Source organism: Stenotrophomonas geniculata, assembly GCF_034508895.1.
Classification (GTDB): domain Bacteria; phylum Pseudomonadota; class Gammaproteobacteria; order Xanthomonadales; family Xanthomonadaceae; genus Stenotrophomonas; species Stenotrophomonas geniculata.
The window spans coordinates 1670729-1684642 of the sequence record NZ_CP140571.1; the positions used below are offsets into that span (position 1 = coordinate 1670729).

A 13914-nucleotide genomic window follows, 5' to 3' on the forward strand; every position below is an offset into this window, starting at 1 on the left:
CTGCCACTGCCGTTGGCGATCGCGGATGGGTACCCCGGGCATCCCCTGGAATTGGGGTTGCTGCGACCGACGGCCACAAGATAGTGGGGGTAGTGGGGTCCGTCAACGCCAAATGTAGTGAAATTCGGCAATCCCTTGCGCCGCAAGGATCGTGCCATCGGCGCCCGGATCAGACGCTTCAGACCTGCCGGAACGGGCTGCGCAGTCAAGCCCGAAAGGCATCATTGCGGTGGTACAACGCACCGCGAAAACGGAACAATGACAGCTTCACATGACAGTGATGAAACTGGCTAGGGACAACCCTGTGGATAGATGGTGGGCAGCCGGTGGGAATCCGGTGGACGGGTGACTTCCGGCCGGTGACGCCCGCGCGCTGACGGCGGATGCTGGCCGCTCGCTCCCGGAAAAGGATGCTCCGATGCACCTGCGGTTGCCCGCGCTGGCCCTGCTGCCCGCCCTGTTCATCGCCCCGGCGCTGGCCGCCGAGGGGCTGGACCTGCGTTCGGACCAGTGCGGCATCCATACCGACTATGACGTGCTGGTGGACAGCGGCGGCATCTGGCTGCGGGATGGCCCGCAGGCGCCGCATGAAGTGGTGTTCCACGACGGCGAGCTGAGCCTGGACGGCAGGATGGTCACGGTCAGCGCCGCCGACGCCGCCCGCCTGCGGCAGATGGAGGCGGGTGCCCGCCAGTTGATGCCGGCGGCCACCGCACTGGCCCACGAAGTCTCCGGGGTCACCTTCGATGCGCTGGACGCTGCCTTCGAGGCCATCACCGGCAAGTCCCGCAACCGCCAGATGCGGGCGATGCGCGGCGAGATGCAGGACTGGATCGACGCCAGCCTGGGCCGCGGCTACTGGGAACAGGACAGCTTCGGCGACGGCTTCGACGCGCACATCGAGCAGATGGCCGAGACGATGGCCGGGTCGATGACCCGCAGCGTGCTGTGGCAGGTGTTCACCGGCCGCGCCGGGGCCATGGAGCGCCGCGCCGATCGCCTCGATGCCGAAGTCGACCGCCGCATGGAAGCGCGCAGCCAGCAGCTGGAAGCCAAGGCAATGGCCCTTTGCCCGCTGGTGCGTTCACTGGCAGAGGCCCACGATGCGCTGGAAGTGCGCTACCAGGGACAGCCACTGCGGCTGCTGGAGCGCGGCGAGAGCGTTCGGGTGGAGCACGGCAGCGGCTCGGGGCTGCATGTGTCGGCCGGGCCGGATGAGCGGCCGTTGGGGAGCGCGGTTGCGCCCACCCGATAGCCGCGCCGTGCTGTCGTAGAGCCGAGCCCACGCTCGGCTGCTTTTCGGCACATCATGCAAAGGCAGCCGAGCGTGGGCTCGGCTCTACAAACGGCACTACCCTCACGCCCGGTGCGGGGTGCCCAGGTATTCGGCGCTCTGCATTTCGATCAGGCGCGAAGCAGTGCGCTCGAACGCGCCCTGCAGGCGCTGGCCGGTGTACAGCTCGATCGGCGAGGTGCTGGCGGTGCAGACCAGGTTGACGTGGCGGTCGTACAGCTCGTCGATCAGGTTGACGAAGCGGCGCGCGGCATCTTCGTTCAGGCGATCGAATGCCGGAATGCCGCCCAGCAGCACCGTGTTGAACTCGTGCGCGATCTCGATGTAGTCCGAGGGCCCCCGCGGGCCCTCGCACAGCGCGGCGAAATCGAACCAGGCGATGCTCTTGCCGCGGCCACGGACCGGAATCTTGCGACCCTCGATCTCGATGTTGCCGGCCTTGGCCGGCTGGCCGCCACTCAGCTCGTTCCAGCGCGTGGCCAGCCACTCATCGCTGTCGGCCGCCAGCGGTGCGCGGTACACCGGCGAGCGGGTCAGCGCGCGCATGCGGTAATCCTCGGTGCCTTCGGCGTACAACTCGACGCAGAAGCGCTGCAGCAGGCCGATGGCCGGCAGGAAGCTCTCGCGCTGCAGGCCATTGAGGTACAGGTTCTCCACCGCCGTGTTGGAGGTGGTGACCAGGGTCACGCCCTCGGCGAACAGGCGCTCCAGCAACCGCGCCAGCAGCATCGCATCGCCGATGTCGGTGACGAAGAACTCGTCGAGCACCAGCACGCGCAGGTTGCTGCGCCATTCCTGGGCGATCTTCGCCAGCGGGTCGCTCTGGCCCTGGTGCTCGCGCAGGCGCTCGTGGACGCTGCGCATGAAGCGATGGAAGTGGGTGCGGTACTTCTGCTTGATCGGCAGCCCGTCGTAGAACAGGTCGACCAGGAAGGTCTTGCCGCGGCCGACGCCACCCCAGAAATACAGGCCCTTCACCGGCTCCGGCTTCTTCCAGAACGAGGACAGGCGGTCCAGCCAGCCGTCCTCGGCACTGTCCAGCAGGCCCAGGTGGATGCGGTCCAGCTCGGCCAGCGCCGCATGCTGGGCCGGGTCGTTCTGCCAGTCGCCACGGGCGACCCCTTCCGCGTACCGCTGCGACGGGGTCAACTCGGTTGCACTCATGCCGCTGCGCCCAGCCAATGTTTCACGCCGTGGGTCAGCGCGCCGCGCAGGTCGATCAGCTTGCGGTGGAAGAAGTGGCTGGTCTCGGGCATGCGCACCAGCTCATGCGGGAAGTCCAGCGTGTCCAGCCACTGGTAGACGGCCTGCGGGTCGACGATCTCGTCCTGCTCGCCCTGGATCACCAGCCAGCGCGCCGGCGGTGCGATGCCATCGAAATCCCAGCGACCGGCCGGCGGCGCGATCGAGATCAGCGCTTCCGGCTGCAGCGCGGCAGCGGCCTTCAGCGACACGAACGAGCCGAAGCTGAAACCGGCCAACCACAGGCGGTCGTCCGGACGCTGGCTGCGCACCCAGGCGGCGACGGCCTTCAGGTCGTCCTGCTCGCCCACGCCGTGGTCGAACTCACCGGCCGACGCGCCAACACTGCGGAAGTTGAAGCGCACCGTGGCGATGCCCAGCTCGCGCAGGGTGGTGGCGGTCATGGTGACCACCTTGTTGTGCAGGGTGCCGCCCTCGGTGGACAGCGGATGGCAGACAATGGCCACGATCGGCTGCACCGGCGCGCCGGCCTTGGGCAGGTCGACGACCACTTCCAGCGGGCCGGCCGGGCCGTCCAGTTCGAGGCAGGCGGTTTCGCCAGGGGCGACGGGGAACGAAGGCTTGTGCATGGCACCATGATACCGTCCCCTGCCCCCGCCCTGTGCCCGCCCCATGCTCTACCTGTCCTTGGCCGTGATCTGCAGCGTGCTGGTTTCGGTGTTGTTGAAGGTGGCCGGACGCCGCCAGCTGGATGTCGCGCAGATGGTCACCTGGAACTATCTGGTGGCTGCAACGCTCACCGCCGCGGTGCTGCAGCCGCCGCTGGACGCGCTGCGCGCGCCGCATGCGCCGTGGCTGTCATTGCTGGCGCTGGCGGTGGTGCTGCCGTCGATCTTCCTGGTGCTGGGCCGCGCGGTGGCGGTGGCCGGCATCGTCCGCAGCGACGTGGCGCAGCGGCTGTCGCTGCTGCTGTCATTGGCCGCCGCGTTCCTGTTCTTCGGCCAGACCGCCACGCCGTGGAAGTTGGTCGGCCTGGCGCTGGGCCTGGTCGCCATGGTGGCGATCAGCCTGCGCCCGCGCGGACCGGCGGTGGCGTCCTCACCCGGTGGCTGGGGCTGGCTGCTGGGCGTCTGGGCCGGGTTCGCGGTGGTCGACGTGCTACTCAAGCAGGTGGCGCTGTCGGGCACGCCGTCGATGGCGGCGGTACTGGCCAGCTTCAGCGTGGCCTTCGTGCTGATGCTGGCGCTGCAGCTGTGGCGGCATGTCAGTGGCCGCAGCCGGCTGGCCTGGCGCAACCTCAGCGCGGGTGCACTGCTGGGCCTGCTCAATGGCGGCAACATTCTTTTCTATGTGCACGCGCATCAGTCGATGCCGGAGAGCCCAGCCACCGTGTTCGCCGGCATGAACATCGGCGTGGTGGTGCTGGGTGCACTGGTGGGCGTGTTCGCGTTCGGCGAGGCAACCACGAAGTGGAACCGCGCCGGCTTGGCGCTGGCGGTGCTGGCGATCGGGTTGATCGCCTGGGGGTGAGCGTTGGTTGCGGCGGGCCATTTCCGCGCCCGCGGTGGGATGTCGCTTTTCTTTTCGCGCGAAAAGAAAAGTAACCAAAAGAAACGCGCCGCCAGCCGCGAGCCGGTGCTGTGCACCGGTTCCCTGCGCTTCTCGGTGAACCAGGGGACGGCGCCGAACTCGCTGCGCTCAGACATCGGCGCCTCTTCGCCCCTGATTCACCTGCGATGCTCGGCTCGCTTGAAGGCGGACTGGTAGATCAAAAGCAAAGGCGGCATCCGTGCCGATCAAGGTGCCTACCAGAGCAGGTCCCCGGCGAACCTTACTTGTCGAAACCCAGCAGCAGCGGGTCGTGGTCGGAGCTGCGCCACGGGCCCTGCACGTTGCGGCCCTGGTAGCCGCTGGCGTCCTGCTCGTCGGCGTTGCTGTGCCATTCGGCGGCGCCGCGCAGGCGCTTGGCCATGCCCGGGCTCAGCAGCGCGTGGTCAAGGCGGCCGGTATAGCCGTTGTAGACGTAGCTGTAGGGATGCTCGACCTTGGCCACCTTGAACGCGTCCTGCCAGCCCAGGTCATGCAGGGTGCGGATCGGGTCTTCCATCGCGTAGGCATTGAAATCGCCGAGCAGCACCGCGTCCTTGGCACCGGTACCGGTCGGGTCGGTCTGCAGCCAGGCATGCAGCTGCTGCGCGGAGGTCACGCGGGTGGCGTTCCAGCAGCCTTGGTTGTCGTTGCGGTCGGCGTCGGCACCGGCGGCGTCGCGGCAGCCCTTCGACTTGAAGTGGTTGGCCACCACCACGAACGGTGCGCCCTGCTTGCCCTGGAAGGCCTGCGCCAGCGGCACGCGACTGTGCTCGACGAATGGACCACCGGTCAGCGTGGCCGGCTTGCCGACCGGCTGCAGGCGCGCGCTGCGGTAGATGATGCCGACCCGGATCGGGTTGTCGCCGGGGCCGTTGCCCGCGTCGACGAAGCGCCAGTCGCCCTGCGCGCCGCGGTCCCGGTTGAGCGCATCGACCAGTTCGGCGATGGCCGACTGCGGACCGTAGCCGTCGTTCTCCAGCTCCATCAGCGCGGCGACATCGGCGCCCAGCGCGTTGACCGTGGTGACCAGCTTGGCCACCTGCGCCTTGTGCTCGTCCAGCGTGCGCGCGCCGCGCAGGGTCGGGAAGCCACCGCCCTGGCCATCACCGTTGAAGAAGTTCTCCAGGTTGAAGGCCGCCACGTGCAGGCCGCCCGGCACGGTCGGCACCGCCGGACGCTTCAGCTCCGGCAGTTTCAGCACACCTTCGACCTGCAGGCGCGGCCGCCCCTGCGCGTCCATGTGCACGACACCTTCCACATTGCGCAGCTGCATGCCGGTGCGCAGCACCGGGTTGGCCGGCAGGTAGGCCACGCTGGCCGGGTCGCGGGCATCGCTGCCGTCGTCCAGCACCAGGCGGCGGCGCTGGTTGTCGGCCATCACCTGCTCGTAGCCGGCAGTACCCGGCGCGGCCACTTCGGTCGGCTGCCAGAGGCGGCCATCGAAGGCCACGGTGAGCTGGCCGAAGCGCTCCAGGCCGTCGGTACCGGCCAGGGTCAGCGGTGCGGCGATGCGCACGCGCTGGCCATCCAGCACACGCCAGTCGGCCGGCGCGGCGGTCAGCACCACGGTGGCGCTGCTGCGCGCAGTGGAGGGCGACGCGACCGGTGCGGCCTGCGGCTGGGCCTGGGCAAAGGCGCCGGCCGGCAGCAGCAGGGACAGGGCAAGGGCGAGGGAACGGCGGCGCATCGACGGGCGACTCCATGGAAGAGGCGCACAGACTAACCCTGAAATGCGAAACCCCGCCTGCGCAGCGGGGGCATATGAGCGATCAGGCCTCGGTGGGCAAAGCCTGGGAATCGTAGAGCCGCGCCCATGCTCGGCTGCACCTGCCCACACCGCGCGGAGAGCAGCCGAGCGTGGGCTCGGCTCTACAGGAAGCAGCGCGTTGGGGCGTCTACTTCAGGTTGCCCAGCATCCAGTCCACGGTGGCGTGGATCTGTTCCTCGGTCAGCGCCGGGTTGCCGCCCTTGGGCGGCATGATGCCGCCGTCCGGGCCGGTGTAGCCCTCGATGGCGTGCTTGTAGAGGGTGTCCTTGCCCTGTGCGATGCGCTTGTCCCAGTGCGAATGGTCCAGCGTCGGCGCCATGCCCACACCGGTGGTGTGGCAGGCGGTGCACAGGTTGTCGAAGATGACCTTGCCGTCCTTTGTGCCGCCGTAGGCCACCTGCGACGCGGCCTTGGCCAGCGCGGCGGCCTTGGCGGCGGCCTGCGCGGCGGCGCCGGTGCTGCCGGCATAGACCGCGCCGGTGGGCGAGATGCGCTGTTCGGTGCGCTTGGCCGCGGCCGGCGACACCTCGGGCGGAATCCGAGTGTGGATGTAGGCGGCAAGGAGGATGAGGCCGAGGGTGATGGTCGCCAGCAGCGCGATCACCATGGAGAAGCGTTTCAGGAACTCCAGATCGTAATTCCGCACTCTTCGTTACCCCTGGCTGATAGTCGTTGGACCACGGCTGAGCGACTGCGTGATGGACCGAGTATAGAACGCGCTTTGCGTGCGACAACAGGCGTCACTGCTGGTGCGGCGCAACATGCGGCCGTGGCCGCATGCGGGTAGCGCCGGGCCGTGCCCGGCGAGCGCGAAGCGCGGCAACAACGGTCGAGGATGGCAACAGCCGCCGGGCATGGCCCGGCGCTACCGTTTTGCGGGGGCGCCGATCGCACGCAGGCAGAAGCTGCAGATCGCATCCACCAGTGCGTCTTCGTCGCGGTGTGCTTCGCGGCTGGGCGCGGTCGGGCCGACCATGGCTTCGGTGAAGGCGCCGACCAGGCAGGCGGCGGCCACATGCGCGTCCTGCGCCGGCAGCTCACCGGCCGCCACGCCCTCCTCCACCAGCCGCAGGAACACGTCACCGAACGCGCGGCGACCGCGCATGCGCTCGGCTTCCACGTCCGGGTCGACCGGTTCAACGATGAAGGCGTGCGCCAGCCCCGGCCCGGCCAGGGCGCGGCGGACGAAGGCGGTGATCGCCAGCCGCAGGCGCTCGCTGGCCACCTCCGGGCCGCTGGCGATGCGCTCCATGATCGCAACCTCGTGGGCCACGGCGGCGTTGAGCACCTCCACGAACAACTCGGCCTTGGACGGGAAGTGCCGGTAGATCAGGCCGGTGGACACCCCCGCCTGGGTCGCCACGGCGGTTACCGGAGCATTGCGCCAGCCGCCGGTGGCGACCAGCTCGCGGGTGGCCAACAGGATCCGTTCACGGGCCCCGGCCAGCCGTTCTTCCATCAGTGCAGAGCGTTTGTAGGCCATGTTTTGATTCTAGTTTCAATTTTTGAATTTGTATTCACTTCTTACCCGAACCCCGCTACGCTGGGGTCCAATCGCCCGTGCGGGCAGCGGTCCTGCAGACCGCCGCCCGCTCCCCCGCCGGGTGCGTCCATTTCCTGCCATCCCGCCGTGGAGCCACCACAATGCACGTGCCATCCCTGAACTTCGACCTTGGCGAAGACATCGACCTGCTGCGCCAGAGCGTGGCCCATTTTGCCGCCGCCGAGGTCGCACCGCTGGCCGCCGAGGCCGATGCCACCAATCAGTTCCCGCTGGCCCTGTGGCCGAAGCTGGGCGAACAGGGCCTGCTCGGCCTCACCGTGGAAGAAGAATACGGCGGCACCGGCATGGGCTACCTGGCCCACGTGGTGGCGATGGAAGAGATCTCGCGTGCTTCCGGCGGCATCGGCCTGTCCTACGGCGCGCACTCCAACCTGTGCGTGAACCAGCTGCGCAAGAATGGCAACGAAGAACAGAAACAGCGCTTCCTGCCGGGCCTGTGCAACGGCAGCCTGGTCGGCGCGCTGGCGATGAGCGAGCCGGGTGCCGGTTCGGACGTGGTGTCGATGAAACTGCGCGCCGACAAGCGTGGTGACCGCTACGTGCTCAACGGCAACAAGATGTGGATCACCAACGGCCCGGATGCCGACGTGCTGGTGGTCTATGCCAAGACCGACATGGACGCCGGCGCCAAGGGCATCACCGCGTTCCTGGTCGAGAAGGGCATGAAGGGCTTCTCCACCGCGCAGAAGCTGGACAAGCTGGGCATGCGTTCCTCGCCCACCTGCGAGCTGGTGTTCCAGGACTGCGAAGTACCGGAAGAAAACGTGCTGGGCCAGATCGGTGGCGGCGTGCGCGTGCTGATGTCCGGCCTGGACTACGAGCGCGTGGTGCTGTCCGGCGGCCCGCTGGGCCTGATGGCCGCAGCGATGGACGTGGTGATGCCCTACGTGCACGAGCGCCACCAGTTCGGTGAGGCGATCGGCAGCTTCCAGCTGATCCAGGGCAAGATTGCCGACATGTACGTGGGCCTGGGCGCCTGCCGTGCGTATGTCTATGCCGTGGCACGCGCCTGCGACCAGGGCCGCACCACCCGCCAGGACGCCGCCGGTGCCATCCTGTACGCCGCCGAGAAGGCCACTTGGCTGACCGGCCAGGCGATCCAGATCCTGGGCGGCAACGGCTACATCAACGAATACCCGACCGGCCGTTTGTGGCGCGACGCCAAGCTGTATGAAATCGGCGCCGGCACCTCGGAGATCCGCCGCATGCTGATCGGCCGCGAACTGTTCCAGCGCACCCTGTAAGGCCACCGCGATGACCGTCCTGAACAGCCAGCTGCAACCGGGCAGCGAAACGTTTGAAAGCAACCGCGCGGCCATGCAGGCCGTGGTCGACGACCTGCACGCCACGCTTGCCCGCACTGCACTGGGCGGAAGCGAGGCGGCACGCGCCAAGCACACCGCGCGCGGCAAGCTGCTGGTGCGCGACCGTATCGACGCCCTGCTCGACCCCGGCAGCGCCTTCCTGGAAATCGCGCCGCTGGCCGCGCACGGCATGTATGACGATGCCGTGCCCGCCGCCGGCGTGGTGGCCGGCATCGGCCGCGTGAGCGGCGTGGAATGCGTGATCGTGGCCAACGATGCCACGGTCAAGGGCGGCACCTACTACCCGATGACGGTGAAGAAGCACCTGCGCGCGCAGGAGATCGCCGAGCAGAACCACCTGCCGTGCATCTACCTGGTCGATTCCGGCGGCGCCTTCCTGCCGCTGCAGGACGAGGTGTTCCCCGACCGCGATCATTTCGGCCGCATCTTCTACAACCAGGCCAACCTGTCGGCGCAGGGCATTCCGCAGATCGCCTGCGTGATGGGCAGCTGCACCGCCGGTGGCGCCTACGTGCCGGCGATGAGCGACGAGACGGTGATCGTGCGCGAGCAGGGCACGATCTTCCTCGGCGGCCCGCCGCTGGTGAAGGCCGCCACCGGTGAAGTGGTGACGGCCGAGGAACTGGGCGGTGCCGACGTACACACCCGCATCTCCGGCGTGGCCGACCACATGGCCGACAACGATCTGCAGGCGCTGGCACGGGTGCGCGCGATCATCGCACAGCTGAACTGGCGCAAGCCGGAGCCGGCGATGGCGGTGCAGGCGCCCGAGGAACCGCTGCTGCCGGCGCATGAACTGTATGGGGTGATTCCCGCCGATACGCGCAAGCCCTACGACGTGCGCGAAGTGATCGCACGCCTGGTCGATGGCTCGCGCTTTGACGAGTTCAAGCCGCGCTATGGCGCAACACTGGTGACCGGCTTCGCGCATCTGAACGGCTACCCGATCGGCATCATCGCCAACAACGGCATCCTGTTCTCCGAGTCGGCACTGAAAGGCGCGCACTTCATCGAGCTGTGCACCCAGCGCAACATCCCGCTGGTATTCCTGCAGAACATCACCGGCTTCATGGTCGGCCGCAAGTACGAACAGGGCGGCATCGCCAAGGACGGCGCCAAGCTGGTGATGGCAGTAGCCTGCGCCAAGGTTCCCAAGTTCACCGTGGTCATCGGCGGCTCGTTCGGTGCCGGCAACTACGGCATGTGCGGCCGCGCCTATTCGCCCAACTTCCTGTGGATGTGGCCCAATGCACGCATCGGCGTGATGGGCGGCGAACAGGCCGCCAGCGTTCTGGCCACGGTCAAGCGCGATGGCATCGAAGCCAAGGGCGGCCAGTGGCCGGCAGCGGAGGAAGATGCGTTCAAGGCACCGATCCGCGAGCAGTTCGAGCAGCAGGGCCACCCGTACTACGCCAGCGCGCGCCTGTGGGACGACGGCGTGATCGATCCGGCCGACACCCGCCGCGTACTGGCCCTGGCGCTGTCGGCCAGCCTCAATGCCGCCCCGCAGCAGACGCGCTTCGGCGTGTTCCGCATGTAACCCGTGCCATGACCGAGCCTGTTGCCATGTTCACCAAAGTCCTGATCGCCAATCGCGGCGAAATCGCCTGTCGCGTCATCGCCACCTGCCGCCGCCTCGGCATCGCCACCGTGGCGGTATATTCCGATGCCGACCGCAACGCGCGCCACGTGCGCCTGGCCGACGAAGCCATCCACATCGGTCCGGCCGCTGCACGTGAAAGTTACCTGCGCGGCGATGCCCTGCTCGACGCCGCACGCCTGACCGGCGCGCAGGCGATCCACCCCGGTTACGGCTTCCTGTCCGAGAATGCCGACTTCGCCGATGCCTGCGCCGCCGCCAGCATCACCTTCATCGGGCCGCCGGCCAGCGCCATCCGCGCGATGGGCGACAAGAGCGCGGCCAAGGCATTGATGGCGAACGCCGGCGTGCCGCTGACCCCGGGCTACCACGGCGACCAGCAGGAACCGTCCTTCCTGCGCGAACAGGCCGACGCCATCGGTTACCCGGTGCTGATCAAGGCCAGCGCCGGTGGCGGTGGCAAGGGCATGCGCAAGGTCGAGCGCAGCGAGGACTTCGTCGATGCGCTGGCCAGCTGCCAGCGCGAGGCGGCCTCGGCGTTCGGCAATGACCACGTGCTGGTCGAGAAGTATGTCGAGCGCCCGCGCCATATCGAAATCCAGGTGTTCGGCGACAGCCACGGTGAGGCGGTCTACCTGTTCGAGCGCGACTGCTCGGTGCAGCGCCGCCACCAGAAGGTGCTGGAAGAAGCCCCGGCGCCAGGCATGAGTGCAGAACGTCGCGCGGCGATGGGCAAGGCGGCGGTCGATGCCGCGCGCGCGGTGGGCTACGTCGGTGCCGGCACGGTGGAGTTCATCGCCGGCCCGGACGGCGATTTCTACTTCATGGAAATGAACACCCGCCTTCAGGTCGAGCACCCGGTGACCGAATACATCACCGGCACCGACCTGGTGGAATGGCAGCTGCGCGTGGCCTCGGGCTTGCCGCTGCCGCTGCGCCAGGAGCAGCTGACGATCCACGGCCATGCCATCGAAGCACGCCTGTACGCAGAAGATGCCGACCGCGGCTTCCTGCCCTCCACCGGTACCCTGCGCCGCCTGCGCCTGCCGGCTCCGTCTGCCCATGTGCGCGTGGATACCGGCGTGGAGGAAGGCGACAGCATCACCCCGTACTACGACCCGATGATCGCCAAGCTGATCGTCTGGGACGTGGACCGCGACGCCGCGCTGCGCCGCATGAGCCAGGCGCTGGCCGACTGCCAGGTGGTGGGCGTGACCACCAATGCCGGCTTCCTGCGCCGCCTGGTGAACACCGATTCGTTCGCGCACGCCAAGCTGGATACCGCGCTGATCGAACGCGAACAGGCGGCATTGAGTGCAGCGGGCGATACGGATGATGCCCTGTGGCAGCTGGCCGCCGTGGCCGCTGTTGCAAGCACTGCCGGTGCCGGCAGCGATGCGCGCGACCCGCATTCGCCGTGGCAGGCGCAGGACGGCTGGCGCCTTGGCGCGTCCGCGCCGCGCGTATTGCCGCTGCAGCAGGGAGAGCGCCGGCACACGCTGAAGGTGTGGGCGCAGGCCGATGGCTGGCGCGTGCAGTGCGACGATGCGGCGCCGGTGCAGGTGATCGGCACGGCCAATATGCAGGGCCTGACGGTGCAGCTGGGCGAGCGCCGCTGGTCGTTGCAGCTGCTGCGCGACGGTGACCAGCTGTACCTGTTCGGCGCCGACGGCCAGCACCGTTTCACCCTGCACGATCCGGTGGGTGAATCGGACCACGCCGTGGCCGACGCCGGCAGCCTGCTGGCGCCGATGCCGGGCAAGATCGTTGCGACGCTGGTCGCCGCCGGTACCGAGGTCAAGCGCGGCACGCCGCTGGTGGTGCTGGAAGCGATGAAGATGGAGCACACGCTGCAGGCACCGGCGGACGGCACGGTGAAGGGTTACCGCGCCAAGGCCGGCGACCAGGTGGGTGACGGTGCAGTACTGGTGGACTTCGAGGCGGCGTGAACGCCGCGGCGGCGACCGCTCAGCGGTCGTCGGCCACCACCACCCGGCCAGCAGGATCGAATTCGGCCGTGTCCAGCGTGGCACTGCGCCAGCCCAGGCCGCAGATGGCCATCGCGCTCTGCCCGATGCCGTCGAAACCGAAGGCACGATCGACATCGGCATCGTTGATGGCTGCGGTGACGAATGCCGCCAGGCCACGCTCGGTCGCGCACAGGTACAGCAGCTGCGAGATGTGGCCGACATCCAGCGTCACCGCACGATACGCCTTGGCGTGGTTGCGGTACTTCCAGAAGCAGCGGTCGTACCGCGGTGCCAGCACCAGCAGCGCCGGTGCATCGGCGAACCACTCCTGACCGGACAGCATCCGCCGTGCCAGCGCGGGCAATGCATCAGGCGGCGGCGAGGGCAGCGGCAGCACGGCGTGCTGCACCGGGTGGTAGTGGTACAGGCCCGGTGCCAGTCCTTCCACGTTCTGCACCAGCAGGAAACCTTCGGTGGGATGCAGGCCGCCACCGGAGGGCACGTTCTTCTTCAGGAACTCGGTATCACGCTCGACCTTCTGCACCGCGTGGGCCATCAGCGTGCGCTGCAGCACCTGGGCCAGCAGCGGCAATGGCAGCGCGCGCTGCGGGTCGAAATTGCGGCAGGTCGTGCGCTGCGCCAGCAGCGCGTCGAACGCCGCCTCTTCGCTGCGCGGCAACGGCTGGTAGTCGCCCTGCAGGGCCTGCACCACCGGTGGTGGCGGCCCCAGCCGCTGGCGCAGGCCGGCAGCGGTATCCAGCCCCTGGCGACGCATGTCCTCCACGCTGTCCACCGCCTGCCAGCGCGCATGGCGATGGGCCAGTGCGGCCAACGGCCACCACTGGCTGCGTCGCAATGCCTCATCACGCATCTGGTGCCCGACCTCATCCGGCGGGTCGGTCAGCACCAGCCCCTGCTCGACCAGGCGCGCCAGCATCGCCGGAGAGGTGCCGGCCGGCGGTTCGCTCCAGCGGTGCGCGCTGAGCTCGCCCAGCAGCTGGCGCTCCTCGGCGTCCACCGGCAGCGGCTGGTCCAGATGGGCGGCCAGGGCCACCCAGCTGATCTGGCTGTCCATCTCGGCCTGGCCGGCCAGCATCGCGCGCAGGTCCAGGGTGACCGACTCGCGGGGCTCGAACATCAGGCTGGCGCAGCGGCGCAGGCGCATGGGTTTCCTTCCTTCTGCCGCACAACCGGCATAGCAGCAACGACCGCGACGCGGCCAACTTTAGCGACATGCACGCCACCGCCCTCAATGGCAGGCTGTCGCGGCCGATACGAGAAACTCAACCTACGGACGATCTCCATGAGCACCCATCCCCGCCTTTCCGCCGAAGACGCCAGCACCCTGCTGGACCACCTCATCGGCAACGACGACTTCCGCAACCACTTCACCGCATCGCCGGGCAAGGCCCTGGCCTCGATCGGCCTGGACGGTGCCGTTGGCGAGAACGACTGCATGAAGATCGGCACCCTGGCTTCGGTCGAGGAGCTGCGCCGCACCCGCGATTCGCTGCATGCATACCTGAGTGCCTCGACCGCCTCGATGACGGTGGTGTTCTGCTTCGAAGCCGACCGGATCGACGAGCGCGTCAACGCCTGA

General features: G+C 68.5%; 12 protein-coding genes. 6 read left to right on the forward strand and 6 right to left on the reverse strand.

Annotation, left to right across the window (positions count from 1 at the left end; all coding sequences use genetic code 11):
* The first annotated feature begins 418 nt into the window (after nt 1-418).
* Complete coding sequence (locus RI032_RS07875; RefSeq protein ID WP_322548095.1) at nt 419-1255, forward strand: DUF2884 family protein; 837 nt, start codon at nt 419-421, stop codon at nt 1253-1255.
* A 102-nt stretch (nt 1256-1357) separates the two neighbouring features.
* Here RI032_RS07875 and zapE read toward each other — a convergent pair whose 3' ends face one another.
* The gene (gene zapE / locus RI032_RS07880; protein WP_029380119.1) at nt 1358-2458 is read right to left on the reverse strand and encodes a cell division protein ZapE; all 1101 of its coding nucleotides are present in this window, start codon (nt 2456-2458) and stop codon (nt 1358-1360) included.
* Nucleotides 2455-3126 carry an alpha/beta hydrolase gene (locus tag RI032_RS07885; protein WP_010487046.1) on the reverse strand — a complete coding sequence of 224 codons (672 nt, stop codon included), beginning with the start codon at nt 3124-3126 and terminating at the stop codon, nt 2455-2457. The genes zapE and RI032_RS07885 overlap by 4 nt, the downstream gene beginning before the upstream one ends.
* A gap of 43 nt (nt 3127-3169) precedes the next feature.
* On the opposite strand from RI032_RS07885, the gene RI032_RS07890 reads away from it, so the two are divergent.
* A complete protein-coding gene (locus tag RI032_RS07890) occupies nt 3170-4027 on the forward strand; it encodes an EamA family transporter (RefSeq protein ID WP_322548096.1) in 858 nt (285 codons plus the stop codon).
* A gap of 301 nt (nt 4028-4328) precedes the next feature.
* Here the strand turns inward: RI032_RS07890 and RI032_RS07895 are convergent, their stop codons facing one another.
* The 3 genes from RI032_RS07895 to RI032_RS07905 form a co-directional block, all read right to left on the reverse strand.
* A complete protein-coding gene (locus tag RI032_RS07895) occupies nt 4329-5774 on the reverse strand; it encodes an ExeM/NucH family extracellular endonuclease (protein WP_312250132.1) in 1446 nt (481 codons plus the stop codon).
* A gap of 208 nt (nt 5775-5982) precedes the next feature.
* A complete protein-coding gene (locus RI032_RS07900; protein ID WP_043400625.1) occupies nt 5983-6501 on the reverse strand; it encodes a c-type cytochrome in 519 nt (172 codons plus the stop codon).
* Nucleotides 6502-6720: 219 nt separating this feature from the next.
* Nucleotides 6721-7338, reverse strand: coding sequence for a TetR/AcrR family transcriptional regulator (locus RI032_RS07905; RefSeq protein ID WP_019337660.1), 618 nt, complete (start codon nt 7336-7338; stop codon nt 6721-6723).
* A gap of 161 nt (nt 7339-7499) precedes the next feature.
* Between RI032_RS07905 and RI032_RS07910 the strand changes: the two genes are divergently transcribed.
* The 3 genes from RI032_RS07910 to RI032_RS07920 are packed head-to-tail and all read left to right on the forward strand — an operon-like array spanning nt 7500 to nt 12293.
* Nucleotides 7500-8663: an isovaleryl-CoA dehydrogenase gene (locus tag RI032_RS07910; RefSeq protein ID WP_019337659.1), complete on the forward strand. Its 1164-nt coding sequence runs from the start codon at nt 7500-7502 to the stop codon at nt 8661-8663.
* Nucleotides 8664-8673: 10 nt separating this feature from the next.
* Complete coding sequence (locus RI032_RS07915) at nt 8674-10284, forward strand: carboxyl transferase domain-containing protein (RefSeq protein ID WP_010487057.1); 1611 nt, start codon at nt 8674-8676, stop codon at nt 10282-10284.
* An 8-nt stretch (nt 10285-10292) separates the two neighbouring features.
* Complete coding sequence (locus tag RI032_RS07920) at nt 10293-12293, forward strand: acetyl/propionyl/methylcrotonyl-CoA carboxylase subunit alpha (RefSeq protein WP_425603843.1); 2001 nt, start codon at nt 10293-10295, stop codon at nt 12291-12293.
* Nucleotides 12294-12312: 19 nt separating this feature from the next.
* On the opposite strand, the gene RI032_RS07925 is transcribed toward RI032_RS07920, so the two are convergent.
* Nucleotides 12313-13479 (reverse strand): putative peptide maturation dehydrogenase, encoded by a 1167-nt coding sequence (locus RI032_RS07925; protein ID WP_322548098.1) that lies wholly within the window; start codon nt 13477-13479, stop codon nt 12313-12315.
* 138 nt (nt 13480-13617) lie between these two features.
* Between RI032_RS07925 and RI032_RS07930 the strand changes: the two genes are divergently transcribed.
* Nucleotides 13618-13914, forward strand: a complete 297-nt coding sequence (locus RI032_RS07930; protein ID WP_010487062.1) for an NHLP-related RiPP peptide — start codon at nt 13618-13620, stop codon at nt 13912-13914.

Excerpts from the sequence above, each read along its gene's own strand:
- RI032_RS07875 (WP_322548095.1), top strand. The coding sequence starts at position 419 with ATGCACCTGCGGTTGCCCGCGCTGGCCCTGCTGCCCGCCCTGTTCATC.
- zapE (WP_029380119.1), bottom strand. The coding sequence starts at position 2,458 with ATGAGTGCAACCGAGTTGACCCCGTCGCAGCGGTACGCGGAAGGGGTC.
- RI032_RS07885 (WP_010487046.1), bottom strand. The coding sequence starts at position 3,126 with ATGCACAAGCCTTCGTTCCCCGTCGCCCCTGGCGAAACCGCCTGCCTC.
- RI032_RS07890 (WP_322548096.1), top strand. The coding sequence starts at position 3,170 with ATGCTCTACCTGTCCTTGGCCGTGATCTGCAGCGTGCTGGTTTCGGTG.
- RI032_RS07895 (WP_312250132.1), bottom strand. The coding sequence starts at position 5,774 with ATGCGCCGCCGTTCCCTCGCCCTTGCCCTGTCCCTGCTGCTGCCGGCC.
- RI032_RS07905 (WP_019337660.1), bottom strand. The coding sequence starts at position 7,338 with ATGGCCTACAAACGCTCTGCACTGATGGAAGAACGGCTGGCCGGGGCC.
- RI032_RS07910 (WP_019337659.1), top strand. The coding sequence starts at position 7,500 with ATGCACGTGCCATCCCTGAACTTCGACCTTGGCGAAGACATCGACCTG.
- RI032_RS07915 (WP_010487057.1), top strand. The coding sequence starts at position 8,674 with ATGACCGTCCTGAACAGCCAGCTGCAACCGGGCAGCGAAACGTTTGAA.
- RI032_RS07920 (WP_425603843.1), top strand. The coding sequence starts at position 10,293 with ATGACCGAGCCTGTTGCCATGTTCACCAAAGTCCTGATCGCCAATCGC.
- RI032_RS07925 (WP_322548098.1), bottom strand. The coding sequence starts at position 13,479 with ATGCGCCTGCGCCGCTGCGCCAGCCTGATGTTCGAGCCCCGCGAGTCG.
- RI032_RS07930 (WP_010487062.1), top strand. The coding sequence starts at position 13,618 with ATGAGCACCCATCCCCGCCTTTCCGCCGAAGACGCCAGCACCCTGCTG.